A 26,611-nucleotide genomic window follows, 5' to 3' on the forward strand; every position below is an offset into this window, starting at 1 on the left:
CGAAAGAAAGACAGCCAAAGGTCGGCACGCCCGTGATCACGGTACCCGCGCACCCCGTGGACACCACTCACCGGCACCGCGCGTACACAGGTGGACGGCAACACTCCCCTCGACCGGATACCCTTTGACCAGACACGCGACCCATCCCACAACAGCACACGCGGCCGAGGAGTCACCCGGATGAGCACCACCCAGAGCGAGAGGCTGCGAGAGCTTCTGGAACCGCTCGTCACCTCCCAGGGGCTGGATCTCGAGGAGATCGCCGTGGACTCCGTCGGACGCAAGCGGGTGCTGCGCGTGGTCGTCGACTCCGACACCGGAGCGGATCTGGACGCCATCGCCGATGTGAGCCGCGCGCTCTCGGCGAAGCTCGACGAGACCAACGCGATGGGCGACGACGCGTACGACCTGGAGGTCGGAACGCCCGGCGCGGAGCGCCTGCTCACCGAGTACCGGCACTACGTGCGTGCCACCGACCGGCTCGTGAAGTTCCAGCTGGCCGAGGGCGACGAGCTGGTCGCCCGGATCCTGAAGGCCGACGAGGACGGTCTCGACGTCGAGGTGCCCGGGGTGAAGGGCCGCAAGGCGACCGCCCGCCGGCTCGGCTTCCCCGAGATCGCCAAGGCGCGCGTCCAGGTCGAGTTCAACCGCAAGGACAAGAAGGACATGAAGGAAGAGGAGGAGGCGTAGCCGTGGACATCGACATGAGCGCCCTGCGGGGCTTGGTTCGGGAGAAGGAGATCTCCTTCGACCTGCTGGTCGAGGCGATCGAGTCGGCCCTCCTCATCGCCTACCACCGCACCGAGGGAAGCCGCCGGCACGCGCGCGTGGAGCTCAACCGGGAGACCGGGCATGTGACCGTGTGGGCGAAGGAGGATCCCGAGGACCTGGAGGAGGGGCAGGAGCCGCGCGAGTTCGACGACACCCCGTCGGGCTTCGGGCGGATCGCCGCCACCACCGCCAAGCAGGTGATCCTGCAGCGGCTGCGTGACGCCGAGGACGACGCCACGCTCGGCGAGTACGCGGGGCGCGAGGGCGACATCGTCACCGGCGTGGTCCAGCAGGGCCGCGACCCGAAGAACGTGCTCGTGGACATCGGCAAGCTGGAGGCCATCCTGCCGGTGCAGGAGCAGGTGCCGGGTGAGACGTACCCGCACGGCATGCGGCTGCGCTCGTACGTCGTCCGGGTGGCCAAGGGTGTGCGCGGCCCGTCCGTGACGCTCTCCCGTACGCACCCCAACCTGGTGAAGAAGCTCTTCGCCCTGGAGGTGCCGGAGATCGCCGACGGGTCCGTCGAGATCGCGGCCATCGCCCGTGAGGCCGGTCACCGCACCAAGATCGCCGTACGGTCCACCCGTTCGGGCCTGAACGCCAAGGGCGCCTGCATCGGCCCCATGGGCGGCCGGGTGCGCAACGTGATGGGCGAGCTGAACGGCGAGAAGATCGACATCGTCGACTGGTCGGACGACCCGGCCGAGATGGTGGCGAACGCGCTGTCACCCGCTCGGGTGAGCAAGGTGGAGGTCGTCGACATGGCCTCCCGCTCCGCCCGGGTGACCGTGCCGGACTACCAGCTGTCGCTGGCGATCGGCAAGGAAGGGCAGAACGCCCGGCTCGCGGCCCGGCTCACCGGCTGGCGGATCGACATCCGTCCGGACACGGAGCAGGCCGGGGAGCGTCCCGGGGAATAGATCTCGGCCGTGTGGCGCTGAGATCACGTCAGCCTGTAGCAAGCAGCTGTTCGACTTTTCCCCCGAAGGGGTGAGGTCGTCGCGGGGAGGTAGACTTAGCGGTGTCTGGCCGGACGCGTGCCCGCGCATGCCCTGAGCGCACCTGTGTGGGGTGCAGGCAGCGAGCGGCCAAGGACGATCTGCTGCGGACCGTGGCGGAAGAGGAACAGTGCGTTCCCGATCCGCGCGGTACGCTGCCCGGCCGGGGTGCGTATCTGCACCCCGACCCGGTCTGTCTCGACCAGGCGGTGCGCCGCCGGGCGTTCCCTAGGGCGCTACGCGTCCCCGGGCCGCTCGACATAAAGGCGTTGCGCCGGTACGTCGGGCAGACAGACAGTTGCTGAGCAGGCAACACAGTAGGAAAGCGAGCCGTGCGGAACCCCCCGTGCGGCCCGGTACCTCGCGAGTTCGAAAGCAGGTCGAGATTGCGATGAGCACTCGATGAGTACGCGATGAGTACGCCCATGAACTAACGACGGTCCGGCTTCAACCCGGACCTCAAAGGAGCGAAGTGGCTAAGGTCCGGGTCTACGAACTCGCCAAGGAGTTCGGCGTTGAGAGCAAGGTCGTCATGGCCAAGCTCCAGGAACTCGGTGAATTCGTCCGTTCGGCGTCTTCCACCATCGAAGCGCCCGTTGTACGTAAGCTGACCGACGCCTTCCAGGGCGGCTCCGGCAAGTCCGCCGGCAAGCCCGCCCCGCGCAAGGCCGCCCCCAAGCCCGCCGCGCCCTCTCCGGCGCAGGCGGCCCGTCCGGCTGCTCCGAGGCCGGCGGCCCCCAAGCCTCCGACGGCTCCGCAGCCCGCTGCCCCGGCGGCGGCCTCGACTCCGTCGGCCCCGTTGTCGCCCGCGCACACGCCCGGCCCGCGTCCGGTTCCGGGCCCGAAGCCCGCGCCGCGCCCGGCCCCGGCCGCCCCGGAGTTCACCGCTCCGCCGGCCGCTCCGGCCGCGCAGGCCCCGCAGGCTCCGGCCGCGCAGGGTCCGGCTGCACAGGGTCCGCGTCCCGGCGCCCGTCCCGGTGCCCCGAAGCCCGGCGGTCGTCCGGCCGGTCCCGGCCAGGGCCAGGCCCGTCCGGGTCAGGGTGCCCCGCGTGCCGGTGGCCAGGCCCCGCGTCCCGGTGCCCGTCCGGCCGGTCCGCGCCCGGGTAACAATCCCTTCACCTCCGGTGGCTCCACCGGCATGGCCCGTCCGCAGGCCCCGCGCCCGCAGGGCGGCCCGCGTCCGGGTGGTCCCGGTGCTCCCGGCGGCGGTCCCCGTCCGCAGGGTCCCAGCGCTCAGGGCGGCGGTCCGCGTCCGCAGGCTCCGGGCGGTTCCCGTCCGTCGCCGTCCGGTATGCCCCGTCCGCAGGGTGGTCCGCGTCCCGGTCCGGCCGGTCCGCGCCCGAACCCCGGCATGATGCCGCAGCGTCCTGCTGCCGGCCCGCGTCCCGGTGGCGGTGGCCCCGGCGGTCGCGGTCCCGGTGGCGGCGGTCGTCCCGGTGGCGGTGGCGGTCGTCCGGGTGGCGGCGGCTTCGCCGGTCGTCCCGGTGGCGGTGGCGGCGGCTTCGCCGGTCGTCCCGGTGCTCCCGGTGGCGGTGGCGGCGGCTTCGCCGGTCGTCCCGGCGGTCCCGGTGGTCCCGGCGGTGGCGGCGGTGGCCGTCCCGGCTTCGGTGGCCGTCCCGGCGGTCCCGGTGGCCGTGGTGGCACGCAGGGCGCCTTCGGCCGTCCCGGTGGTCCGGCGCGTCGTGGTCGCAAGTCGAAGCGGCAGCGTCGCCAGGAGTACGAGGCCATGCAGGCCCCGAGCGTCGGCGGCGTGATGCTGCCGCGCGGCAACGGCGAGACCATCCGTCTCTCCCGCGGCGCGTCGCTCACCGACTTCGCGGAGAAGATCAACGCCAACCCGGCGTCCCTCGTCGCGGTCATGATGAACCTCGGCGAGATGGTCACGGCCACGCAGTCCGTCTCCGACGAGACGCTGCAGCTCCTCGCCGGCGAGATGAACTACGCGGTTCAGATCGTCAGCCCCGAGGAGGAGGACCGCGAGCTGCTCGAGTCCTTCGACATCGAGTTCGGCGAGGACGAGGGCGACGAGGAGGACCTGGTGGTCCGTCCGCCGGTCGTCACCGTCATGGGTCACGTCGACCACGGTAAGACCCGACTGCTCGACGCCATCCGCAAGACGAACGTCATCGCGGGCGAGGCCGGCGGCATCACCCAGCACATCGGTGCCTACCAGGTCTCGACCGAGGTCAACGACGAAGAGCGCAAGATCACCTTCATCGACACCCCGGGTCACGAGGCGTTCACCGCCATGCGTGCCCGTGGTGCGAAGTCGACCGACATCGCGATCCTGGTCGTCGCGGCCAACGACGGCGTCATGCCGCAGACGGTCGAGGCGCTCAACCACGCGAAGGCGGCCGACGTCCCGATCGTCGTCGCGGTCAACAAGATCGACGTCGAGGGTGCCGACCCGACCAAGGTGCGCGGTCAGCTGACCGAGTACGGCCTGGTGGCCGAGGAGTACGGCGGCGACACGATGTTCGTCGACATCTCCGCCAAGCAGGGTCTGCACATCGACTCGCTGCTGGAGGCCGTGGTCCTCACCGCGGACGCCTCGCTCGACCTGCGGGCCAACCCGAACCAGGACGCGCAGGGCATCTCGATCGAGTCCCGTCTCGACCGCGGCCGTGGTGCCGTGGCGACGGTCCTCGTCCAGCGAGGCACGCTGCGGGTCGGCGACACGATGGTCGTGGGCGACGCCTACGGCCGAGTCCGCGCCATGCTCGACGACAACGGCAACAACGTCGCCGAGGCGGGCCCGTCGACGCCGGTCCAGGTCCTGGGTCTGACCAACGTCCCGGGTGCCGGCGACAACTTCCTCGTGGTCGAGGAGGACCGTACGGCCCGCCAGATCGCGGAGAAGCGCGCCGCCCGTGAGCGCAACGCGGCCTTCGCGAAGCGCACGCGCCGCGTGTCGCTCGAGGACCTGGACAAGGTGCTCAAGGCCGGCGAGATCCAGCAGCTGAACCTGATCATCAAGGGTGACGCTTCCGGTTCCGTCGAGGCCCTCGAGTCCTCCCTGCTCCAGCTGGACGTCGGCGAAGAGGTCGACATCCGCGTGCTGCACCGCGGTGTCGGTGCGGTCACGGAGTCCGACATCGACCTGGCGATGGGCTCCGACGCCATCGTGATCGGCTTCAACGTCCGTGCCGCCGGCCGCGCGGCGCAGATGGCCGAGCGCGAGGGTGTGGACGTCCGGTACTACTCGGTCATCTACCAGGCGATCGAGGAGATCGAGGCGGCCCTCAAGGGCATGCTCAAGCCGGAGTACGAAGAGGTCGAGCTCGGTACGGCGGAGATCCGCGAGGTCTTCAAGTCGTCCAAGCTGGGCAACATCGCCGGTGTCCTCATCCGCTCGGGCGAGGTCAAGCGCAACACCAAGGCGCGCCTCATCCGCGACGGCAAGGTGGTCGCGGAGAACCTCAACATCGAGGGCCTGCGTCGCTTCAAGGACGACGTCACCGAGATCCGCGAAGGCTACGAGGGTGGTATCAACCTCGGCAACTTCAACGACATCAAGGTCGACGACGTCATCGCGACGTACGAGATGCGGGAGAAGCCGCGGGCGTAACGCCTCCGGTTCGTGCTGGCCGACGGGACTCCGGTCCCGTCGGCCAGCGCGCCGTTCCCGGGCTCCGAGCGCAGTCCAGGGTGCGGTAAAACCCCGTCGAGCCACCGGCAGGAACGGGGTACCGTTCTTGATGTCCCCGGCCACACGGACCCGGGGCCATCGATCCCGTACCGGCGGGTGAACCGGCTACACACATGTACGTGGGGACTCTGTCCTTCGACCTCCTCCTAGGCGACGTCCACTCGCTGAAGGAGAAGCGCTCCGTCGTCCGCCCGATCGTCGCCGAACTGCAGCGGAAGTACGCCGTGAGCGCGGCCGAGGTGGACCACATGGACCTCCACCGGCGAACGATCATCGGCCTGGCCATGGTCTCCGGCGACGCGGCGCACCTCACCGACGTACTGGACCGGTGCGAACGGCTGGTCGCCGGCCGCCCCGAAGTGGAGCTGCTGTCCGTGCGGCGGCGCTTCCACGGCGACGACGACTGACCACAGAACGCAAGAAGAAGAAAGAACGGGAGACGGACCAGTGGCCGACAACGCGCGGGCGAAAAGGCTGGCGGACCTCATCCGGGAGGTGGTGGCCCAGAAGCTGCAGCGCGGGATCAAGGACCCGCGGCTCGGCTCGCACGTCACCATCACGGACACCCGGGTCACGGGTGACCTGCGGGAGGCGACCGTCTTCTACACGGTCTACGGGGACGACGAGGAGCGGCAGGCCGCGGCCGCCGGACTGGAGAGCGCCAAGGGCATCCTGCGCTCCGAGGTCGGCCGCGCGGCCGGTGTGAAGTTCACGCCGACCCTCACCTTCGTCGCGGACGCCCTCCCGGACACCGCCCGGACCATCGAGGACCTCCTCGACAAGGCACGGCAGTCCGACGCGAAGGTCCGTGAGGCCTCCGCGGGCGCGGCGTACGCGGGCGGCGCCGACCCGTACCGCAAGCCGGCCGAGGACGAGGGCGCCGAGACGGACGGCGACGCCGCGGAATGACCCAGAAGCACACCACGCCCGACGGCCTTGTCATCGTCGACAAGCCGTCGGGCTTCACTTCGCACGACGTGGTCGCCAAGATGCGCGGCATCGCACGCACCCGCCGCGTCGGCCACGCCGGCACCCTCGACCCGATGGCCACCGGCGTCCTCGTCCTCGGTGTGGAGCGCGCCACCAAGCTCCTCGGGCACCTCGCCCTCACCGAGAAGGAGTACCTGGGCACCATCCGCCTGGGCCAGAACACCGTCACCGACGACGCCGAGGGGGACATCACGTCCTCCACCGACGCGTCCAAGGTGACCCGGGACGCCATCGACGCCGGCATCGCCAAGCTGACCGGCGACATCATGCAGGTGCCGTCCAAGGTCAGCGCCATCAAGATCGACGGCGTACGGTCGTACAAGCGGGCCCGCGAGGGCGAGGACTTCGAGATCCCCGCCCGGCCGGTGACCGTCTCCTCCTTCGCGGTGTACGACGTGCGGGACGCCGTCGCCGAGGACGGCACCGCCGTGCTCGACCTGGTCGTCTCGGTGGTCTGCTCCTCCGGCACCTACATCCGCGCCCTCGCCCGGGACCTGGGTGCCGACCTGGGCGTCGGCGGCCACCTCACCGCGCTGCGCCGCACCCGTGTCGGGCCGTACAAGCTCGACTCCGCGAAGACACTGGACCAGCTCCAGCAGGAACTGACCGTGATGCCGATCGCCGAGGCCGCCGCAGCCGCGTTCCCGCGCTGGGACGTGGACGCCAAGCGCGCCCGGCTGCTCCTGAACGGCGTCCGGCTGGAGATGCCCGAGGTGTACGCGGGCGCCGGCACCGTCGCCGTCTTCGACCTCGAGGGCCGCTTCCTCGCGCTGGTCGAGGAGCACAAGGGCAAGGCGAAGAGCCTGGCCGTCTTCGGCTGACCGGCCCTTGGACCACGCCGCTCCACGGAGTCCAGCCGTGGAGCGGCGGCCACGGGATACTGCCCTTTGCCGCCGCTCCACGGTCCCCCCTCGGTTCCCCCACCCCTAGGGTGTATCCAGCCGTCCCCGCCTATTCACCCGACCGGGCAGGCGCTCGGAGTGAAGCGGGGGAGCGGAAGGGGGCGCTTTCACTTCGCGTGCTGTTCCGCTGATCACCACGCCCCTACCGTCGATCACGAGGGTGCGTGTACGGGCGGGGAGGTACGGCCATGGCAGGTCGGGGTGGCGATGCGGACCGTACCGGCGGCTTCGGCCGGTCCCGGGACGACTTCGGCCGGGCACGGGACGAGGGCTACAGGGACCACGACGGGAGCCACGGGGACGGCACGGACTGTGCCGGCGACCCGGCTCGCACGGACGCCACACATGTTCTCGTCCGGATCCGCGACCTGGCCGGCCGCCCCCGCGGGGTCGGCTTCCTGGCAGACCATCAGGGCACCCTCCTCACCAGCCACGAGGCCGTCGACGGACTCGCCCCGCTGGTCCTGCACACCGCCACGGACCGCACCTGCGTGGTCGGCGCCGACGCCGTCACCCCGCTGCCCGCGCTCGGCCTGGCCCTGGTCCGCACCGAGGGACTGGGGACGGACCCCCTCCCGCTGACCGTCCGGGAACACGTCGAGGCCGGCACCTACGTCCGGGTCGCCGCGGGCTGCTGGCGCGAGGCACGCGTGCTCGCGGCCACCCAGGTGACGTACACCGCCACCGACCGCTTCCACCTCATCGAGGACGCCCTGGAGCTGGCCATCGGCACGGCCGGCCGGGACGCGCTCCGGCTCGGCGGCGGCGCCTCCGGGGGCCCGGTGCTGGACGCGGAGACCGGCGCGGTCGTGGGCGTTCTCGGCACCGCCCTCCACTCCGACCGGCGGGACGCCGGCTTCGCGGTGCCGCTGCGGCCGGCCGACGGCCCGCTGGCCGAGCTGCTCGCCCGCAACGCGGCCACCGTGCCCGCCTACGGCGCCGACCTCAACCTGGCCGGCGTCCTGGAGCTGACCGCCACCTCGGTGGGCCAGGACGGCCCGCCGGGCGCCCTCGCCGGGCACGTCGGCACCGCCGGTCCCGGCTGCGTGCAGCCGGTCGAACGCGACGACGCGGTACGGGAGTTGTCCGCCTTCGCCGACGGCGGGAGCGCCGCCGTGCTCGGCCTGGTCGGCGCCCCGGGCAGCGGCCGTACGACAGAACTAGCGGCCCTCGCCGCCCGCCGGGGCCGCACCGAGCGGCCCGCACCCACGCTGTGGCTGCGCGGCGCCGACCTGAGGGACGCCGACGACTCCGTGGCCGACGCGGCCCACCGCTCCCTGCGGCGCGCCGCCCGGATCGTCGCCGCCGCACGCTCGGTGCACCCCGCCGGCCTCGGCGACCTCACCCCCGAGCGGCTGGCCCGCCTCGCCGGGCAGGCCGGCCGCCCGCTGCTGCTCCTGCTCGACGGCCCCGAGGAGATGCCCCCCGTCCTCGCCCACCGGCTGCCCGACTGGACCGGAGGGACGGCCGCGTGGCTGCGCGGGACCGGGGCGCGCCTGGTGGTGGCCTGCCGGGAGGAGTATTGGGAGTGCGCCGGGGCCGGGTTCCCCGCGGACCTGCGCCACGGGCCGGCGTGTGTGCGGCTCGCCGACCTCACCCAGGACGAGGCCCGCCGGGCCCGGGCCCGCTACGGCGTCCCCGACGGCGCCCTCGTCGACCGCGACGCCCGGCACCCGCTCACCCTGCGCCTCCTCTCCGAGGTCCGCGCCGCCCTCCCGGACGCCCCGCCCGCCGGGCCGCTGGACCGGCACGAGGTCTTCGCCGCACATCTCGACCTCATGTGCCTGCGCATCGCGGTGCGCCTCGCCGCCGAGAACGGGCTGCGCGGCACCGCCGTACGGCGGCTCGCGGCCCGGGTGGCCGGGCAGGTGCACGAGGCAGCCCGGCGCAGTCTCGGCCCCGGCCAGGGGGAGCTGGACCGGGCCTCCTTCGAGGCGGTGTTCCCGTGGGGCCCCGCCCCGGCCCGGCTCGGCGGCGGCTCCGGCTGGGCCTCCGCCGTCCTCACCGAAGGCCTTCTGGTCCCGGCCGGCGGCGGGTACCGCTTCGCCGACGAGGAGCTGGCCGACTGGATCCAGGGCATGCACCTCGACCTGGACGAGGCCCTGAACGCCCTGGTCCACCGCCCCCGCACCCCGCAGGGAGAGCACCCGCTCCCCGTCCCGCACCACCGCGTCGGCCCGGTCGTCCAGGCCCTGCTCCTCCTCGGCCGCCAGCAGGGACCACGCCGGCTCTCCGTTCACCTCAGGGAGTTGGTGGACGCCCTGGACCTGGACCCCACCTCCTGGTGGGCCGCCCGGCTGCTCGCCCGTACCCTCCTCCAGGTCCCGGATGCGACGCCGTACACGGAGGTGCTCGGCCTCCTGGCCGACCGCGTCATCGCCTGGAGCCTGGGCGGGCGGCCCGTACCGTCGGAGTTCGGCCCCGCCTTCTGGACCGTCCTGCCCCTCCCGGAACCGGAGCGCTTCGCGCTGCTGCGGGAGCTGGTCCTCGCGGACCGGGAACCGACGGAGCCGGGGTGCGCCGCCCCGGACGAGCGCTACCTGGACGCCGTGGCCCGGCTGCTCGCCGCCGCACCCGTTGCCGTACAGCCGCAGCTCATCCGCTGGTTCGACGACGAGCGGCCGCTGCCCGCGACCCCGCACGCCACCGTGGCGACCGCCGCGCAGGCCCTGCTGCACACGCACCGGCACCGGGCTCTGGACAACCTCACCGAGGTGCTCGTGGAGAGCGCGCACCCCAGGGCCGACGAGCTGCTCGCCGGTCTCGCCGAGGACGAGCCGTCGGCGGTCTGCCGGGCCGTCGACCGCTGGGCCCACGACGAGCGCCCCGCCCGCCGGGAGGCCGCGGTGGTGTACGGGCTGCGAGCCGCCGCCCACGTCCGCTCGGCGGCCGACCGCGAACTGCTGCGCTTCGCCGCCCTCGCCCTGCTAGCCCGCCCCGCCGACCGCACCGTGCACGGTGGCGCCCTCGCCGTCCTGGTGCGCGACCCGGACACCCGCGACCGTCATCTCGCCGAGGCCCTGCGCCACTTCGCCGACGGCGACCCGCAGTTCCCGCCCGGTGCCCTGGTCCCGGCCCTGACCAGCCACCCCGAGCCCGTCCTCGAGGCCTTCCGGGCCCGTCTGCGCGGCGGCCCGGACGCGGGGGAGACGCTCCGCACGCTCGCCGACGTCGCCACCCCGGCCCTGGCCCGCCGGGTCGCCGTGCTCGTCCGGGAGGCGGTGGGGCTGCGGCCGGAGACCGCCGGACACGTGGCCGCGTACGTCGACCGATGCCTCGACCAGGGCCCCGCCGCCCGCCCCGTCCTGCTGCCCCTGGTCACCGGCCTTCTCGACGGCGGCCCCGAAGGGATCCGGGCGGCCCTCGCCACCGTGCTCGCCGCCCCGGGCGCCCCCGCCTCCCGCCCGCTGCGCCGCGAACTGCTGGACTTCCTGCTCGCCCACGAGGACGCCCCGGACGTCCTGGACGCCGTCCTGCAGGCGGCGGCCCCGCACGGCGAGGGCCGGGACGCGGAGCTGCGCGCCCTGGTCCACCGCACCGGCCTCCTCCTGGTCCGCACCCCCGAGGGCGCGACCCGATTCGACTGGGGCCTGGTCGTCCTGTCCCGGCACGTGCCCGGCTTCGCCGCACGGATGGCCCGCTGGCTGGGCGAGACCCCGCAGGACTGGGCCGCGGTGGTGGGCCCCAGCGCCCGCCGCATGATCGAGAACCTGGCGGGCGTGCGCGTACCGGCCTGAGCACCGGTCGCGAACGTGCGCCCCGTCACAGCCTCCATGCCGATGCGGGGCCCGGGCACCCGGCATGGCACCCTTAGACCTGCACAAGAGGTCAACGGTAGACACGGACACGGGTTCGAGGAGCGGTCACAGTGCAGCGCTGGCGTGGCTTGGAGGACATCCCCCAGGACTGGGGGCGCAGCGTCGTCACCATCGGTTCCTACGACGGCGTTCACCGCGGCCACCAGCTGATCATCAAGCATGCCGTGGACCGCGCCCGTGAGCTGGGCGTCCCGGCCGTCGTCGTCACCTTCGACCCGCACCCCAGCGAGGTCGTCCGCCCCGGCAGCCACCCGCCCCTGCTCGCCCCGCACCACCGCCGTGCCGAGCTGATGGCGGAGCTGGGCGTCGACGCCTGCCTCATCCTCCCCTTCACCACCGAGTTCTCGAAGCTGTCTCCGGCCGACTTCGTCGTCAAGGTGCTGGTCGACAAGCTGCACGCCAAGGCGGTCGTCGAGGGCCCGAACTTCCGCTTCGGCCACAAGGCGGCCGGCGACGTGGAGTTCCTCACCGAGCAGGGCAAGGTCTACGACTTCGAGGTCGAGGTCGTGGACCTGTACGTCAGCGGTTCGGCGGGCGGCGGCGAGCCGTTCTCCTCGACCCTGACCCGGCGCCTGGTCGCCGAGGGCGACGTGGCCGGCGCCCGCGAGATCCTGGGCCGCCCGCACCGGGTCGAGGGCGTGGTCGTCCGCGGCGCCCAGCGCGGCCGCGAGCTGGGCTTCCCCACGGCCAACGTGGAGACGCTCCCGCACACCGCGATCCCCGCCGACGGCGTGTACGCCGGCTATCTGCACGCGCAGGGCGAGATCATGCCCGCCGCGATCTCCGTCGGCACGAACCCGCAGTTCGACGGCACCGAGCGCACGGTGGAGGCCTACGCCATCGACCGCGTCGGCCTCGACCTGTACGGCCTGCACGTGGCCGTCGACTTCCTGGCGTACGTGCGTGGCCAGGCGAAGTTCGAGTCGCTGGAGGCCCTGCTGGAGCAGATGGCCGAGGACGTGAAGCGGTGCCGGGAGATCGTCGCCGAGGAGGCGCAGGCCTGAGGTCCCCCGCGGCTCTTCTACGAAACGAAAGGGCGGCCGGTGCACATCGCACCGGCCGCCCTTCGTCGTGCCGACCTACTGCTGCGGCGGCGGGGCCTGCGGAGGCTGCCCACCCTGCGGTGGCTGCGGGTATCCGTAGAGCTCGGGCTGCGGCGGCTGTTCCTGCGGCGGCTGGCCCTGCTGGGGCGGGTACGGCTGGCCCGGGGCGGCCTGCGGGTAGGGCTGGCCCGGCTGCTGGGGCGGGTAGGGCTGCGGCTGGCCCTGCTGCGGCGGGTACGGCTGGCCGGGGTAGGGCTGGCCGGGGTACTGCTGACCCGGCATGGGCTGGCCAGGCATCGGCTGACCAGGGACCGACGCACCCGGCATGGGCTGACCCGGCATGGGCTGACCCGGCATGGGCTGACCCGGCATCGCCTGGCCCGGCATCGGCGGGGCGGCCATCGGCGGCGGGTTGCCGTCGCTGGTCCACAGCCCGTGCGACTGCTGGTGGCGTACGAAGTCCTCGGCCACCATGGCGGCGAGGTTGAAGTACGCCTCCCGCACCTTGGGCCGCATCATGTCGAGGTCGACCTCGGCACCGGCGGACAGGTGCTCGTCGAACGGCACCACGACCACACCGCGGCAGCGCGTCTCGAAGTGCCCCACGATGTCCTCGACCTTGATCATCTTGCCGGTCTCGCGGACCCCGGAGATCACGGTGATGGAACGGGAGACCAGGTCGGCGTAGCCGTGCGCGGACAGCCAGTCCAGGGTCGTACTGGCGCTGCTCGCACCGTCGACGGACGGCGTCGAGATGATGATGAGCTGGTCGGCGAGGTCGAGCACCCCACGCATCGCGCTGTACAGCAGACCGGTACCCGAGTCGGTCAGGATGACCGGGTACTGCCGGCCGAGCACGTCTATCGCGCGCCGGTAGTCCTCGTCGTTGAACGTGGTCGACACGGCCGGGTCGACGTCGTTGGCGATGATCTCCAGACCGGAGGGCGCCTGCGACGTGAAGCGGCGGATGTCCATGTACGAGTTGAGGTACGGGATCGCCTGGACCAGGTCGCGGATGGTCGCACCGGTCTCCCGGCGCACCCGTCGGCCGAGCGTGCCGGCGTCCGGGTTCGCGTCGATGGCGAGGATCTTGTCCTGCCGCTCGATGGCGAGGGTGGAGCCGAGCGCGGTGGTGGTGGTCGTCTTGCCGACACCGCCCTTGAGGCTGATGACCGCGATCCGGTAGCAGGACAGCACCGGCGTGCGGATCAGCTCCAGCTTGCGCTGCCGCTCGGCCTCCTCCTTCTTGCCGCCCAGCTTGAAGCGGGACGAGGCGGCAGTGGGCCGGCCGCTCTTCGCCTTCTGCCTCTTGGAGTTGAGCAGCCGGTCCGAGGACAGCTCCACGGCCGCGGTGTAACCCAGCGGCGCCGCACCCGGGTTGGTCATCTGCCGCTGGTCGTGCTGCACGGGCTGCGGCCAGGCGGCACCGGCACGGGGGTCGACGGCCGGCTGCGGGGCACCCTGGGCGGCCTCGGGCTGCTGTGGAGGCTGGGGCTGCTGTCCGGGCTGGGGGAAGCCGTAGCCGCCGGGCTGGGCCGGGGGGTTGGGGGTGCCGGGCTGGGGGAAGCCGTAGCCGGACTGCGGGGCGGGGCCGCTGGGGGGCGGCTGCTGTCCCGGCTGGGGGAAGCCGTAACCACCGGGCTGGGCCGGCGGGGTGGGGGTGCCGGGCTCCGGAGCGCCTTGGGCGGCCTCGGGCTGCTGTGGAGGCTGGGGCTGCTGTCCGGGCTGGGGGAAGCCGTAGCCGCCGGGCTGGGCCGGGGGGTTGGGGGTGCCGGGCTGGGGGAAGCCGTAGCCGGACTGCGGGGCGGGGCCGCTGGGGGCCGGCTGCTGTCCCGGCTGCGGGAAGCCGTAACCGCCCGGCGGTGTCTGCTGCGGTGCCGGTGCGGGTGCCGCCGGCTGTGCTGCAGTGGGGGCGGGGACGCCGGGGGCACCAGGAGTGCCCTGGGCGTAGGGCTGGCCGGGCTGCGCCGCAGCCGGCGGAGTGGGCATGCCGGGCTGGTTCCAGGCGGCGGGCGCGGGCTGCGGTGCCTGTGGCTGGAACGGCGGCTGCTGGGGCGGCACGGCCGGGTATCCAGGAGCGGCGTGCGGCGGCACCTGGGCAGCGTTCGGCTGCGGCATCGACGGGTCGGCCGGCTGCGGCTGCGCGGGCCACTGTGCGGCCGGGGCCGGGGCGGCGGGCTGGTAGGAGGGCGGCAGTGGGGGCACGTTGCCCTGCGGCGCCGGCGGGGGTGCCCAGCCGGGCTGGGCGCCCGGTACGGCCTCCGGGCCCGTAGGGGCGGAGTCGGCGGCCGCGGAGCCCGCGGGTACGGATCCGGCAGCCTGTGCGGCCTCGGGACCCACGGGGGGCGAGGCGGCGCCCTGTGCGGCCTCGGGGCCTGCGGGGGCCGGCGCGGTGTCCTGTGCGGCTTCCGGGCCCGCTGCGGCGGGTCCGGCGTCCTGCGTGTCCGCCCTCGTGGCGGGAGCCTCGCCCGACCGGGCGTCGCTGTTCTCCGCGCCGTCCGTCTGCGCCTGGGCGCTCGGGGTGGAGGCCGCCTCCGGGGAAACGCCGTCACCCTGGGCCGTGTCGGCGCCGGCCGTGTCTTCTTCGCCGTGCTCCTGCTCGTCGGCGGGCGCGGACTCGTCACCGGTGTCCGGGAGGTCGGTCACCGCGGAGTCCTTGTGGGCGTCCGGCTCCGTCCCCTCGGACGGGGCGTCGACGCCGTCCGGCTCCTCGGCCGTGTGCGCAGTGGCGGCAGCGGAGGGTTTGTCCTCGGTGTTCGTGTCCGCGCCGGACTCCGGAAGGCCGTCGCCGTCGCCGTCGACCTCATCGCTCGGCGTCGACTCGGCGGCACCGACCGGCTGTTCGGCGGACGGCTCGCTGCCGTACGCGTGGCTGCCGGTGTCGGCATTCGTCCCGGACTGCTCGGCAGCGGCCGCCGCGGCCTCCCGCTCCGCGAACTCCCGCTTCAGCGCGGAGGAGGAGATCCGCATGGTCGCGCCGCTGACGAGGTCTCCGCCGGCTCCCTCGGCCGGAACCAGGGGCGCGACGACAGGGGCGACCGGGGCCTCGGGCGCGGCAACAGGCGTGGCCGGGGCCGCAGGCGGGGCGACGGGAGTGGCCGGAGGCGCGGGCGGGGCGGCAGGGGCGGACCCCGCCGTCCAGGCCGGCTGGAAGCCGCTGCCGGGCGGCACGTCCGGAACCCCGAACGGCTGCCCGACCGGCGGCGGAGGCGCGGCGGGAGTGGCCGCCGGGGGCGGCACCGGAGCCGACGAGGGCGCACCGGTCGCACCGGTCGCACCACCCGACGCGTTCTGCGTGTACCAGGCGGGCGGCGCGTAGTCGATCGTGAACTCGCCCGTCATCTCGATGCCGGACTCCGCGTCGGTCTGGTCGTCGTCGGGTGTGTCCCAACCCCCGCGGATCCCGTCCCGATCGCTGTTCACAGTTCCTCCTGGTGTGGTCGAACACCCTTGTGCCGGGCTTGGGGGCGACCGTTCCTGTCGTACGATTCGCCGGGCTTCCCCCTGGGGCCGGTTGACCCCTTTTGTCGCGGAGCGCGCATCGCCCGCTCACGGAAACTCGCGACGTGCCCGGCACCAGCCTAATCACCTGAAGCGCGGGCCCGGCAGGCCCGGCCGCCCCTTCGTGCCCGTCCGACGCGTCACACCGGCCCCGACACCTCCGAGGCACATGGGGACGTACACCAAAACGTGACGAAGGCGCGACGCGCTCAACCGCCGATAGCGCGCGAATTCACGTGATAGCGCGCCAGCCACCGTGAAAACGGACCAAGTTGGACGTCCGTCAGTCCATCCGGCGTGCCACGCCCAGCAGTCCGGTCTCGGCGTCCGTCGCCCGCGTCACCACATACTGCCGGTCCCGCTCCGTGCACCACAGCGTCACGCCGTCCGGCAGCGTGGGCAGCGAATCCAGCTCCGGACGCGGCAGCCCGAGCACCCGCCCGATCTCCGCCGCCTCGTCCGGGGACACCCGCTGCACGCCCACCAGACGTGCCTGACGCATCAACCGCGGCGCCACCGGGCTGAGATACGGCAGCAGCGTCAGCACCGACTGCCACGGCGCCGACACCACACGCCCGCGCGGAGGCCGCATGCCGCAGTCCCGCACCACGAGCACGGGCGTACCGGCCGAGGCGCCCTGCGGGGGCACACGGCCGACGTCGTACACCGCGAGGCCGTTCTGTCCGCCGCCCATGGCGTGCACCATCGGCATCCAGGCCTGCGCCCGGCCCGTCTCCACGGCCACGCGCGCGCCCGTCGCGGCCGCGCGCAGCGCCATGACCTGAGCGGTCCACAGACCGCCGATGAGCACGATGTCGTACGGGGTCGGGCGGTTGACCCCGAGCACGGCTGGATGGCCCTCGGCGTTGTCGCCGACCACCACGCCGTCGTCGCCTATCGGCAGGGACAGAGTGTCCGCCTGTTCCAGGGGCAGCGCGTGCCGCGGGTGGCGGGGACCCAGCAGGCCGAAGCCGGTGCGCAGCCGCTCGCCGAGGCCCGGCGCCGGCCGGTCCGTCTCCGACGGGGCGGGCGAAGTGGTCACGGCCATCAGCGGGCACCTCCGAGCGGCAGGGTGGCGAGAACGCCGGGGAGTTGTTCACGGTCCAGGCGTGCGAGCCCGGTCCGCGTCTGCCGCGCCGTCTGCTCCAGATCGCGCCGCGCGTCGGTCAGCTCCTGGTTGCTGCGGCCGGTGATCCGCAGATGGCCGGTGATGGCCACGTTCTGCTGCGCGCCCTTGGCCAGCGTCAGGCTGAACGTCGTCGCCAGCGCGGGAACCGCCGTCAGCTGTGCCACCAACTGCGCCAGCGAGCCGCCGGATCCGCCCAACTGGGGCCAGCGGCGCACCCAGTAGGTGGTGTGCCGGCGGTTGTCGCAGCGCCAGCTGCGGCTGGACTCCTCGGTTCGGCGCTGCGGCGCCTCACCCCGTCCGGCCTGGGCCGCCTGGGCCGTCACCATCGGGTTGGCGCACGCGGAGGTGGCGATGGCGGCCGTCAGCTCTTCCTCGGTGAGCACGTTCGCCTGGAACCCGGCGCCGGTCAGCCGGCTCGCCAGGTGCTCGGCCGAGCGGGTCAGGCACTTCTGCGCGCCCACAAGACCGCCACCGCGCGCGGCCACCGCCTCCGGGCACAGCTCGGGATCGAGCTTCAGCGCGATCCACGTGATGCGCACCGCGGGGGAGCCGGTCTGGGCCTGCAGCGGCGCGTAGTTGCTGACCACGACCGACTGCTGGGGCAGATGCAGCGCGGGTGCGGGCTGCGTGTGCACCACGATCTGCGCCGACTCCAGCCGGATCCCGTCGACTTCGAGGACGTCGCGCACCAGGGCCAGCGGCAGCGGTCTGCGGCTGCGCTCCGCGCGCAGCGCGTCGGCGCCCGACTCCACCTGGAGCACCGCGGTCAGGAAGCCGCCGTCGCCCACCATGCCGATGGGCCGCTGGTCGCGGTCGTCGCCGCGGCTGTAGCTGTACGTGCGCAGGGTCGGGTCGCACTCCACGGCGGGCGCGAGACCGGAGTCGGTGCCCAGCGGCACCGGCGTGCTCGCAGCCCGCCGCCTGCGGGCCCGCAGCGCCAGCAGGGTGCCGAGCCATTCCGGCAGGGAGCGCCCCCGCCGTCGTACGACGGCGAGCACCACGAACACGGCGGCGACGACAGAGGCGGAGATCAGCGCGACCGTACCCAGAAGCCACCCGCACACCACGAGCGCGCCCGCGATCTCCAGCAGCACCAGCCGCTGCACCGCGAACGAACCGCCGCGCCCCGAACGGGACTCCAGATGTGGCGCGAAAGCGCCCTGATACGGCGTGGGTGCCTGCTCGGCGCCCGACCGGGAGGAAGAAGTGCCGCGACCACGCGACCGGCGCGCACCACCCGACCGTGACCCCGATTGCGATCGCGACCGGTTCCGCGTTGCGGAAGCCATCACTCCAAAACCCCCGAACTCTCCCGAAAACCCTTGCGCTCCGGTCCCTTCAAGCCCTGAGCACCCTACCCGTGCCACACGCACGTCCTAGCAACAGGCATAGTAGGGGCCGGGTCTGACACTTGAGACACCAGAGCAACCGAGGGCGGGGGACGGATCTTCACAGGTCCCCCACGGCTCCGCAACGGGGAGAGAGCGGACACAGATGGCATCACGGCGGGACGAACTCAACGCCTACACCTTCGCGAAGCGCCGCACGCTCGCATCATTCCTGCAGCCTTCCCCCTCCGGCTCGGAGGAGGGCGCCCCCAAGCCACTGGGCGCGCTGGTGCCCGGCGCCGTCGTCGGCGTCGTGATCCTCGCGGTGTTCGGCGCGATCGGCATGTTCAGCCCTACCGCGCCCAAGGGTTGGGACAAGCCGGAAGAACACGTCATCGTCGCCAGCGAGTCGACCACGCGGTACGTCGTACTGAAGACGGGCACGCAGAGCCAGCTGCACCCGGTCCTCAACATGGCCTCGGCCAAGCTCCTTCTGGACCCCAGCCACGACAGCGTCATCACCGTCGACGAGAAGATCCTGGACAGCGGCAAGCCCCCGCACGGCGCCACCATCGGCATTCCCTACGCCCCCGACCGCCTGCCCACCTCGGACGAGGCCGAGGCCGCCAAGCGCTGGGTGGTCTGCGAACGCCCCGGCGACGGCGGCCGCGCCATCCAGAAGGCGGCGTTCGTCCTCGCGAAGAAGGAATGGCCGAAGACGGACGGGCCGAACAAGCTCACCCACGGCGACCTGATGTACGTCGTCGCCCCGGACGGCAAGACCCAGTACGTCGTCGACGCGCGGGGCACGGCGTACCAGATCGCCGACCCGACGAACAAGGAATTGCTCAAGGCCCTCGACACCCAGGGCCGCGCCCCACAGCGGGTCTCCCAGCAATGGCTCGACACCCTCCACAAGGGCGACCGAATCGCGATCCCGCCGATCCAGGGCACGCCCGGCGCGAAGGCCAACGCCTCGGCCCTGCTACGGCAGTACGACAAGATCGGCGAGGTCATCAAGGCCTACGACGGCCAGTCGATGCAGTACTACGTCGTGCTGCAGGGAAAGGTCGCCCGGATATCCGAGTTCACGGCCACGCTCCTGCTCAACAGCGGGGACCTCATCGGCACGGACCAGGCCGGTGAGGCGCAGCAGGTCAGCCCCGGCGCGGTCGCCGACAGCACCACGTTCTACGGGAACAAGAACTGGCCGACGTACAAGCCGAAGACGGTGAACGACGGCTCCAGCACCACCAGCGGTCGCAACACGGTCTGCAACGTGATGCGCTCGGTCGCCGGCGACGGCAAGACCACGCTGTCGACCTGGGCGGGCACCGACTTCCCCGCCCAGCTGCCCACCGGCTCCTCCAGCGGCTACGTCACCGCGGGCTCCGGCCAGCTCTACCGCCAGTTCCAGGGCACGGCGACCAACGACGGCGGTGTCTTCCTGGTCACCGACACGGGCCTGCGCTACGCCCTGCAGTCCAACAGCGACAGCGCCACCGACGACCAGGGCATCGGCTCCTCCGCCAAGCGGCGCAAGGAGGAGCTGAGCCAGGCAAAGATCGCCCAGACCCGCCTCGGCTACGAGAACCTGAAGCCCACGCCCGTCCCCCTGGAGTGGTCCAGGTTCCTGCCGACGGGCCCGCGCCTGTCGGAGGCGGCGGCACGGCAGCCGCAGGGTTCGTAGCGGAGCGGGCGGAGGAGAAGCGAACTCATGCTGAAGCCAAGGACACCGGGCACCGCGGCCCGGGCAGCGGGGACGGCCGCCGCGGTGGTCCTCACCGCGACGACCACGGTGGTCGCCCTCCCGGCCTCCCCGGCCCGGGCGGACGACGGCCAGTGCACGTTCCCGTCGAAGAACTACGCGGGCCGGCCGTGGGCGCTGCAGCGCGTCAACCTGGACGCGCTGTGGGCGCAGTCGACGGGCAAAGGCGTCCGGGTGGCGGTGATCGACACCGGTGTGGACATCAAGAACTCGCAGCTCACCGAGGCCGTTGACGGGTCGAGGGGCAAGAATCTGCTGCCGCCCAAGAACGCCAAGGGCGAGAAGATCGACCGCGGCAACAACTCGGGCACCACGGACACGGTCGGCCACGGCACGCGCGTGGCCGGCATCATCGCGGCCCGCCCCGGCAGGGGAACGGGCTTCGTGGGCCTGGCCCCGGAGGCGACGATCATCCCGATCAAGCAGAACGACGCCGAGGGCGACGGCACGGCGGTCACCCTGGCCTCGGCGATCCGCTACGCGGTGCAGGCGGGCGCGAAAGTCATCAACATCTCCCAGGACACGGCCAACGCGGTCGAGCCGGACTCGCGTCTGAAGGAGGCCGTCGACTTCGCCCTGATCCACAAGGTCGTGGTCGTGGCGTCGGCCGGCAACGACGGTCTGGGCGGCAACGTCAAGCGGACCTACCCGGCGTCGTACAAGGGCGTCCTGGCGGTGGGGGCGTCCGACCGCAACAACGAACGGGCCGCCTTCTCACAGTCGGGAGATTTCGTGGGGGTCTCGGCTCCCGGTGTCGACATGATCTCCACGGTTCCGGGCGGCGGCCACTGCTCGGACAACGGCACGAGCTTCTCGGCGCCGTATGTGGCGGGCGTGGCGGCCCTGTTGAAGGCCAAGTACCCCGACTGGACGGCCCAGGAGGTCGCCGCCCAGATCGAGCAGACCGCGGAACGCTCGATCCCGGGGCAGGACCGGCTGGTGGGCTGGGGGGTGGTGGACCCGGTGAAGGCGTTGACCGAGGTGGATCCGGCACACCCCGTCGAGTCACCGAAACCCGAGGACGGCGTCGCCAAGGGCGAGGCCCCCTCGGTCACGCCCCTGCACTTCGGCGAGACCGCGGACGAACGCAACTCCCGTATGGCGACGTACGTGGTGGTGGCGGGCCTGGTCGTGGTGGCGGGGCTGAGCGGTACGGCCGTGGCGGTACGGGACGGACGCCGCAGGCGCGTGGGGCAGCGGCCGGGCGGCCGGTGACGCGTAGCGAGGGGGTGCTGCGGCTCACAGCTTGCCGAAGACCACTCCCCGCCAGGTCCAGCCCGACCTGAGGACGGTGTCGCGCAGCGGCTCGCGCAGCTGCGCGCTGTCGAAGCTGAAGGTCTGCGTCGTCTCGAGTCGGCCGCTTTCCCCGCGTCCGACGGTCCACCGGCGGCTGACGGTCCGGCTCGGCCCGCGCGTGTACTCCGACGTCCTCTGGAGCGTCGTCGACGTCCCGACCCGGCCGACCTCCCACTGCTCCTCGAGAGCGCGCACCTCGTGCTCCTTGTGGTCCAGCCGCATCCGGATCCGCACCGCGTGACTGACCTGGGACTGGACGAAGATGTGCTGCCAGGCGGGCTCCGTCAGCCGCCACTCCGCCAGCAGGTCGCACTGTTCACCGCCGCCGTAACGGATGACGTACGCGACATCGGGCTGATTGAGTCCGAGCAGCGCCGTCCGCAGTTCCTCTCCCGGGACCGGTGAAACTCCCTCCGGGGGATGCCGGGTGCCGGTGAGTTTGTCGAAGAGTCCCATGGGGCCAACCTACGAAGGCCGGGTCCGCCGGCACAACCTTCGCCGGCTCCGCGCAGGCCGCTACGGCGTCGGACCCTCGCCCGGCCGGACGGTGCGCACCAGTTCCCGGAAGTCCTCCAGCAGGGCGGGGTGCTGCGACGCGGTGGTGGTGAGCATCAGCCGGATCACCACCCGCCGGTGCGGATCGTCGACGTCGAGCACGGACAGGTACACCTGGGACTGCACGAGGTCCCGGCTCCTCCCGCCGGCGACGACCGAGAAGGCCAGGGTCTGGGTGAGGCCCGGCGCGTCCACGGAGCCGGTCTCACGGCGGTCGGTGACCATGACCGAGGCGACGGCCTCGTCCATGTGCCCCACCGATTCGTCGGCGATCTCGGACAGCGTCGCGGCGTCGGGGCGGTACGCGCCGTCGACGGTGATGTTCGCGGTGAAGCCGGCGTCCGACGGCAGACGGACCGCGACGAACGCCGCGCCGGGCGCGCCGACCTCGTCCGGCGGCGCGGATCGCCAGCCGTGCGGCAGATCGAAGTGGAGCGGGATCGGCAGGGTCGTCGACATCGAGGTTTCCTTCCTACGACGGCACTCCCGTGACGGTGGGCCTCGGGAGTGCCGGTTCAGAGCCGGTTGGCGAGGGGGTCAGAACACACTGGTGATCGCGTTCCCCAACGAACTCACGCCATCCCCGACGGCATCGGCCAGGTCCCCCGCGGTGTGGGCGACCTTGCCCGGGTCGACGCTGAAGTTGACGCCCACCTCACCGCCGAGGGCGGGGGAGAGGCCCACCTTGGTGCTGAACTCCCAGGCGCCTTGCTGGTTCTTGCCGAAGTCCAGGCTCGCCTCGGCACCGGGGCCGGCCCAGCCCTCGGCGGAGAAGCCCGCCGAGACGCCTCCGACGTCCGCGCCGATCTCGCCTCCGCCCTTGGCGCCCGCGAAGGCCTCGCCACCCACGTGCACGCCTTCCTTGCTCACTCCGGCGTCGACGCCTGCCTCGGCACCCACCATGCCCTCGGCCTTCGCGGAGACGCCGGCCGGGCCGAGGCTGACGCCGCCCTCGGCCGAGCCCTCACCTCCCGCGAAGGCGCTCGCGTTCCCCTCGACGCCGTCCTGGGAGACGCCGCCCTCGACGGAGGCCTTGGCGCCCGAGTAGGCCTCGGCCTTTCCGTCGAGCTTCCACGGCCCTCTGGTGAGCGAGCCCTCGGCGCTCGCGCTGCCGAGGTCGGCGTGCGCCTCCGCCTCGCCGAGTTTGCCGGATCCGAAGTCGGGTCCCTCGGCACTCGCCCCGGCACCGGGGCCGGACGTCTCGGTCTTGCCCTCGGACTTCCACCCGTCGGGCTTGGTCCGGGCGGCCTCGCGCCTGGCCTCGTCCTCGTACGTCTTGAGGTCGCCGTGGGCTCGGCTGTTGAAGCCCGTGAGCGTGCCGTCACTGAGGTCGGAGTCGATCACCACCCGGGTGAGGGCGTTCTCGACCTCGCTGTCGGTGTCGCACATCTCCTTCACGAGCCGGTTGATCTCCGCCTGCCAGGAGGCCTTGGCCTTGCCCACGGACTCCTGGTAGTCGGGGTCATGGTGCAGGGCGGTGCGTTCGCCCTCGCTCAACTTCGTGGTGTCGTAGGAGACCACGCCTCCCTCCGACACCGCCATGCCGGCCTTGACGGCGTCCGCGCGGGCTGACTCCAGCTTCTTGCGGATGTTCGTGAAGTCCGTGTGCGCCTCGCGCAGCAGTGAGGCCACCGCCTTGGCCTCGACCTGGGCGGCCTGGAACTGCTTGAGCGTGACGTTGAAGCGTCCATTGGCGGCGTCCGCGCTCTGCCCGGACCAGCCCGGTCCCAGGGTGATGCCGCATACGTCCCGCTGGTACGCGAGCTCCTGCTTGTGGAACTCCTTCGCCATCCCGTCCCAGCGGTCTGCGGCCGTCGTGAGCGCGGACAGGTCGGTCGTCATGATCTCGTGATAAGTCGGCATGGGATCCCCGTTGTCATTCCCGTAGCGGACTGCTGGTTGAGAGGTGGCTCAGGACTGAGCCCGTGGTGCGGCCCGGTCAGTAGCCGTTGATCACCGACACCGAGTTCGAGTTCGACCCCACCTGGAAGTCCGTGGTCTGCAAAGTGGTGTTGGCGTTGCGCAGGGCCGTCTTGTCCGAGGAGAGCATGTTCATCAGGCTCTTCACCTGCTCGCCCCAGGAGGCATGCGCCTTCTTCAGTGCCCCGGACGTGTGCCATCCGTCACGGAAGGCCGTGACTGCCGTGCTGGTCTCCGTGTCCGCGTAGTCGCCGGCCTTACGGGTGTCGGGCTCGATGTGCTGCTCGATGGCGTTGGCCGCGGTCTGCTTCTGGGCCGGTGTGGAGACCAGCTTCTGACCCCCGATCAGCCCCGGTGCGGCGGGGGAACCCCCGGCGTCGCCCGGCACTTGGTTCAGCCGCATACCGACAGGCTGTGCAGCGCCGTCGCTTCCCGACTGCGCCTGTTCCGCCCCTGACATGAGTTCTGCCCTCCCTGTCTGCCGCCGTACGGTGCCGGCGGCGCGGGTACCCCCGTTGCAGCGAACGGGTCGTACCGTAGCGCCTTCATGCCTTCGGCTACGTAAAATCCTCCTCAAACGGCCCTGGACGCCGGTCAGTTCGGAGCAGGAGAAGCCTTGTCGTCGGCCTTGAAGTCGTAGTGGATCCGGTTTCCACTGACGGAGGTGACCTTGACCGTCACACCCAAGGTGCTGCCGTCGTTCGCGGTCAGCTTGCAGCGCGTGGTGGTGCCGACCTTGCCGACGAGGTCCTCGGGGCAGGAAACACGCGGCTTGGGCTGATTTGTGGCGGCGGCGAGCTTTTCGGAGAGCGTGCTGGAAAGCTTGTCCGCGGACAGCTTCGGCGGGGTGGACTTCTTGACCTCGACAGATGCCGAGCAGCCCAGCAGCAGCGCGCCGGCCGCTGTGGCCGCGAGGATCGAAACAGCGGTGGTCATCCGGGTTTTGAGCATTGTGTACTCCGGGTCGGCTGGTTATGGCAAGAAGACCCGGACAGCGTACTTGGCAGGGTGCTGCGGGCATGACGAAGGGTGCCAGGCCATTAACGGGCCGTGTGGAACCCGGAATGCGCGCACTCTCCATGTCTCCTTCACCGCAGCCACGGAAATCTTCATTTCCTCCATGAGGTGAGGTCGGTCGCCTTCCCGTCGTGCCGACCGGAAGGCGAGGCCCGGGTGATGTGCTCGACGGCAGGAGTCGTGTGGGCGCGGTGACCCCGACATTTATGGCTTGATATTGGTGCTAACGTGAGCGCCCCGACCGCCAAGGCGCTTGTGTGCAGCTGGGGTTGAAAGAAGAGGGATGGGATTTCGTGACGGCCGATCTGGGAGTGGAGCCGGGGGTCCTCAAGAAGGGCGCTTCGGACATTCTGGAATGTCTGACGCCCGTTCAGAAGGTGGACCTGAAGAGTTTGGCCGAACAGGGTTCCGCGATCGGAGACGACTCGGCGGCCGAGGCGCTGGTCACGTTCTGCGGCACCTGGGAGCTGGGGGCCGAGTTCCTCGCCGACTGCGCGGCCTCCCTGGCGGAGGGCCTGAACTCGGCCAACAACAACTTCACGGAGACGGACCAGGCCATCCGTGACGCGGTGAATTCGGTCAAGTCGGACTTGAATGAGAAAAACTGAATCAGAGACGGGGAATCCGAATCCATGGCAACCGAGCTGGGGTCGACGACCGACCCCAAGGAGCTCATCCCGGGTGACGCCGGAAAGCTGACCGAGCTCGCCTCCACCCTCACCGGCTGGTCCAAGAAATTCGACAAGATCGGCGACGGCCTGCGCGATCTGAAGATCACGGGCTGGAAGGGCGAGGCCAGCGACGTCTTCTGGCCCACGCTGTCCACGGAGAAGTCCAACTGGTACCTCGCGGCCGACGCGATGTCCGGCGCGGCCGACGCCGTCACCTCGTACTCCTCCACGCTGGGATGGGCCCAGAAGCAGGCCTCGACGGCGATCGAGCAGTGGAAGTCCGGGGACCACGACGCGGCACAGACGACGCTGAGCGCCGCGCGCAAGCAACTCAAGCCCGAGCTCGAGAAGCTGACGAAGAAGCTCGACGACCTCGCCGGCGGTGCGGCACACAGTCCCGGCTGGCTGGCGAATGCCAGGCAGCGGGTCGACGACTGGAAGTGGATCCAGGACCACAGCGTGGGCAAGACGACCCAGAACCGGTGGAAGCTGGAGACCGAGCGCTGGCTCCCGAAGGGCGACGGCCACTACCGCGCCGACAAGGTCTGGGGCAAGGACGAGGACGGCAACTGGTTCATCCGGGACAAGCCCGCGCCGACCGCGGACGAGGAGGACGGGACCACCCCCGGCAAGAAGACCAACCTGACCGTCAAGCTCGCCGAGTGGCAGGGCGGTGCCAACGTCTGGTCGGCGGGCGCGAACGGTGAGACGTCCTTCGCGGGTGACGGCAAGCTGAAGGGTTCGGCCGGCATATCCGCGCTCGGTGTCGACGGGTCCGCCGCCGCGAGCATCACCAACGGAAGGCTCCAGGCGGGCCTGTCGGGAAGCGCGTACCTCGCCCAGGCCTCCGTCGGCGGCAGTGCCGAGTACGGCTACGCGGCGGCCCAGGCCGAGGGCAAGGCCTACGCGGGTGCCGAGGCATCCGCGAACGTGGGCGTCGGCAAGGACGGCGTACATGCCGGCGCCGAGGCGTTCGCCGGCGCCAAGGCCACCGGCTCGGTCTCCGGCGACGTCGCCGGCGTCGGTGCCGGTGTCGGCGGCGAGGCGTGGGCGGGGGCCGGCGCGTCCGCCGGCGCCGACCTGGGCATGAAGGACGGCAAGTTCACCATCGGCGGCGAGGTCGGAGTCGGCCTCGGCATCGGCGGCAAGGTCTCCTTCGACGTCACCGTCGATCCGCACAAGGTCGTCGACTCGCTCGGTGACGCCGCCGACGCGATCGGTGACTGGTTCTAAGCTGAACCGACGCTCATCAAGG

The 26,611-nt window shown here is 72.0% G+C and carries 21 protein-coding genes; 13 read left to right on the top strand and 8 right to left on the bottom strand.

Annotated elements, in window-relative coordinates; all coding sequences use genetic code 11:
* Positions 1-180: 180 nt before the first annotated feature.
* The 9 genes from rimP (at position 181) to FB157_RS39360 (ending at position 12,132) form a co-directional block, all read left to right on the top strand.
* Complete coding sequence (gene rimP / locus FB157_RS39320) at positions 181-690, top strand: ribosome maturation factor RimP (protein WP_145885527.1); 510 nt, start codon at positions 181-183, stop codon at positions 688-690.
* A gap of 2 nt (positions 691-692) precedes the next feature.
* Positions 693-1,691 carry a transcription termination factor NusA gene (gene nusA, locus FB157_RS39325; RefSeq protein WP_145885528.1) on the top strand — a complete coding sequence of 333 codons (999 nt, stop codon included), beginning with the start codon at positions 693-695 and terminating at the stop codon, positions 1,689-1,691.
* 101 nt (positions 1,692-1,792) lie between these two features.
* Positions 1,793-2,074, top strand: coding sequence for a YlxR family protein (locus FB157_RS39330; protein WP_145885529.1), 282 nt, complete (start codon positions 1,793-1,795; stop codon positions 2,072-2,074).
* Between the two features lie 167 nt (positions 2,075-2,241).
* On the top strand, positions 2,242-5,337 hold the full coding sequence (infB, locus tag FB157_RS39335) for a translation initiation factor IF-2 (protein ID WP_145885530.1): 3,096 nt from the start codon (positions 2,242-2,244) through the stop codon (positions 5,335-5,337).
* Between the two features lie 194 nt (positions 5,338-5,531).
* Entirely contained in the window at positions 5,532-5,825 is a 294-nt protein-coding gene (locus tag FB157_RS39340) for a DUF503 domain-containing protein (RefSeq protein ID WP_067301563.1), read from the top strand.
* Positions 5,826-5,865: 40 nt separating this feature from the next.
* Positions 5,866-6,327: a 30S ribosome-binding factor RbfA gene (gene rbfA, locus FB157_RS39345; protein ID WP_145885531.1), complete on the top strand. Its 462-nt coding sequence runs from the start codon at positions 5,866-5,868 to the stop codon at positions 6,325-6,327.
* Complete coding sequence (truB, locus tag FB157_RS39350; RefSeq protein ID WP_145885532.1) at positions 6,324-7,229, top strand: tRNA pseudouridine(55) synthase TruB; 906 nt, start codon at positions 6,324-6,326, stop codon at positions 7,227-7,229. The genes rbfA and truB overlap by 4 nt, the downstream gene beginning before the upstream one ends.
* 269 nt (positions 7,230-7,498) lie before the next feature.
* Entirely contained in the window at positions 7,499-11,047 is a 3,549-nt protein-coding gene (locus FB157_RS39355; RefSeq protein ID WP_222441011.1) for a serine protease, read from the top strand.
* A 131-nt stretch (positions 11,048-11,178) separates the two neighbouring features.
* Positions 11,179-12,132, top strand: coding sequence for a bifunctional riboflavin kinase/FAD synthetase (locus FB157_RS39360; RefSeq protein ID WP_145885533.1), 954 nt, complete (start codon positions 11,179-11,181; stop codon positions 12,130-12,132).
* Between the two features lie 75 nt (positions 12,133-12,207).
* On the opposite strand, the gene FB157_RS39365 is transcribed toward FB157_RS39360, so the two are convergent.
* From FB157_RS39365 to eccE, 3 genes are all read right to left on the bottom strand, one after another.
* Entirely contained in the window at positions 12,208-15,594 is a 3,387-nt protein-coding gene (locus tag FB157_RS39365) for an SCO5717 family growth-regulating ATPase (protein ID WP_145885534.1), read from the bottom strand.
* Between the two features lie 361 nt (positions 15,595-15,955).
* Positions 15,956-16,720 carry a hypothetical protein gene (locus FB157_RS39370; RefSeq protein ID WP_261386819.1) on the bottom strand — a complete coding sequence of 255 codons (765 nt, stop codon included), beginning with the start codon at positions 16,718-16,720 and terminating at the stop codon, positions 15,956-15,958.
* Positions 16,720-18,090: a type VII secretion protein EccE gene (eccE, locus tag FB157_RS39375; RefSeq protein ID WP_145885535.1), complete on the bottom strand. Its 1,371-nt coding sequence runs from the start codon at positions 18,088-18,090 to the stop codon at positions 16,720-16,722. The genes FB157_RS39370 and eccE overlap by 1 nt, the downstream gene beginning before the upstream one ends.
* Positions 18,091-18,295: 205 nt before the next feature.
* On the opposite strand from eccE, the gene eccB reads away from it, so the two are divergent.
* The gene (eccB, locus tag FB157_RS39380; RefSeq protein ID WP_145885536.1) at positions 18,296-19,819 is read left to right on the top strand and encodes a type VII secretion protein EccB; all 1,524 of its coding nucleotides are present in this window, start codon (positions 18,296-18,298) and stop codon (positions 19,817-19,819) included.
* Positions 19,820-19,846: 27 nt separating this feature from the next.
* Positions 19,847-21,112, top strand: a complete 1,266-nt coding sequence (mycP, locus tag FB157_RS39385; RefSeq protein ID WP_145885537.1) for a type VII secretion-associated serine protease mycosin — start codon at positions 19,847-19,849, stop codon at positions 21,110-21,112.
* A 24-nt stretch (positions 21,113-21,136) separates the two neighbouring features.
* Here the strand turns inward: mycP and FB157_RS39390 are convergent, their stop codons facing one another.
* The 5 genes from FB157_RS39390 to FB157_RS39410 all read right to left on the bottom strand — a co-directional run bounded on the left by FB157_RS39390 (position 21,137) and on the right by FB157_RS39410 (position 24,604).
* Entirely contained in the window at positions 21,137-21,649 is a 513-nt protein-coding gene (locus tag FB157_RS39390; RefSeq protein WP_145885538.1) for a hypothetical protein, read from the bottom strand.
* Between the two features lie 60 nt (positions 21,650-21,709).
* The gene (locus FB157_RS39395; RefSeq protein ID WP_145885539.1) at positions 21,710-22,207 is read right to left on the bottom strand and encodes a hypothetical protein; all 498 of its coding nucleotides are present in this window, start codon (positions 22,205-22,207) and stop codon (positions 21,710-21,712) included.
* Between the two features lie 78 nt (positions 22,208-22,285).
* On the bottom strand, positions 22,286-23,611 hold the full coding sequence (locus FB157_RS39400) for a hypothetical protein (RefSeq protein ID WP_145885540.1): 1,326 nt from the start codon (positions 23,609-23,611) through the stop codon (positions 22,286-22,288).
* Positions 23,612-23,687: 76 nt separating this feature from the next.
* Positions 23,688-24,071, bottom strand: coding sequence for a hypothetical protein (locus tag FB157_RS39405; protein WP_261386820.1), 384 nt, complete (start codon positions 24,069-24,071; stop codon positions 23,688-23,690).
* A gap of 191 nt (positions 24,072-24,262) precedes the next feature.
* Positions 24,263-24,604 (bottom strand): DUF4333 domain-containing protein, encoded by a 342-nt coding sequence (locus FB157_RS39410; protein ID WP_261386821.1) that lies wholly within the window; start codon positions 24,602-24,604, stop codon positions 24,263-24,265.
* A gap of 338 nt (positions 24,605-24,942) precedes the next feature.
* Here FB157_RS39410 and FB157_RS39415 point away from each other — a divergent pair, with 338 nt between their 5' ends.
* Together FB157_RS39415 and FB157_RS39420 are read left to right on the top strand one after the other, a co-directional pair.
* Positions 24,943-25,293 (top strand): hypothetical protein, encoded by a 351-nt coding sequence (locus FB157_RS39415; RefSeq protein WP_145885542.1) that lies wholly within the window; start codon positions 24,943-24,945, stop codon positions 25,291-25,293.
* A gap of 24 nt (positions 25,294-25,317) precedes the next feature.
* Entirely contained in the window at positions 25,318-26,589 is a 1,272-nt protein-coding gene (locus FB157_RS39420) for a putative T7SS-secreted protein (RefSeq protein WP_145885543.1), read from the top strand.
* The last annotated feature ends 22 nt before the right edge of the window (positions 26,590-26,611 follow it).

The sequence above is a fragment of the Streptomyces sp. BK340 genome (assembly GCF_007827595.1).
In the GTDB taxonomy this organism is placed as follows: domain Bacteria; phylum Actinomycetota; class Actinomycetes; order Streptomycetales; family Streptomycetaceae; genus Streptomyces.

Bases quoted from the DNA above. Each gene is read 5' to 3' on its own strand.
- eccE (WP_145885535.1), bottom strand. From the start codon at position 18,090: ATGGCTTCCGCAACGCGGAACCGGTCGCGATCGCAATCGGGGTCACGG.
- FB157_RS39395 (WP_145885539.1), bottom strand. From the start codon at position 22,207: ATGTCGACGACCCTGCCGATCCCGCTCCACTTCGATCTGCCGCACGGC.
- FB157_RS39405 (WP_261386820.1), bottom strand. From the start codon at position 24,071: ATGCGGCTGAACCAAGTGCCGGGCGACGCCGGGGGTTCCCCCGCCGCA.
- FB157_RS39370 (WP_261386819.1), bottom strand. From the start codon at position 16,720: ATGGCCGTGACCACTTCGCCCGCCCCGTCGGAGACGGACCGGCCGGCG.
- FB157_RS39390 (WP_145885538.1), bottom strand. From the start codon at position 21,649: ATGGGACTCTTCGACAAACTCACCGGCACCCGGCATCCCCCGGAGGGA.
- FB157_RS39355 (WP_222441011.1), top strand. From the start codon at position 7,499: ATGGCAGGTCGGGGTGGCGATGCGGACCGTACCGGCGGCTTCGGCCGG.
- FB157_RS39410 (WP_261386821.1), bottom strand. From the start codon at position 24,604: ATGACCACCGCTGTTTCGATCCTCGCGGCCACAGCGGCCGGCGCGCTG.
- mycP (WP_145885537.1), top strand. From the start codon at position 19,847: ATGCTGAAGCCAAGGACACCGGGCACCGCGGCCCGGGCAGCGGGGACG.
- FB157_RS39420 (WP_145885543.1), top strand. From the start codon at position 25,318: ATGGCAACCGAGCTGGGGTCGACGACCGACCCCAAGGAGCTCATCCCG.
- FB157_RS39400 (WP_145885540.1), bottom strand. From the start codon at position 23,611: ATGCCGACTTATCACGAGATCATGACGACCGACCTGTCCGCGCTCACG.
- FB157_RS39340 (WP_067301563.1), top strand. From the start codon at position 5,532: ATGTACGTGGGGACTCTGTCCTTCGACCTCCTCCTAGGCGACGTCCAC.
- rimP (WP_145885527.1), top strand. From the start codon at position 181: ATGAGCACCACCCAGAGCGAGAGGCTGCGAGAGCTTCTGGAACCGCTC.
- eccB (WP_145885536.1), top strand. From the start codon at position 18,296: ATGGCATCACGGCGGGACGAACTCAACGCCTACACCTTCGCGAAGCGC.
- truB (WP_145885532.1), top strand. From the start codon at position 6,324: ATGACCCAGAAGCACACCACGCCCGACGGCCTTGTCATCGTCGACAAG.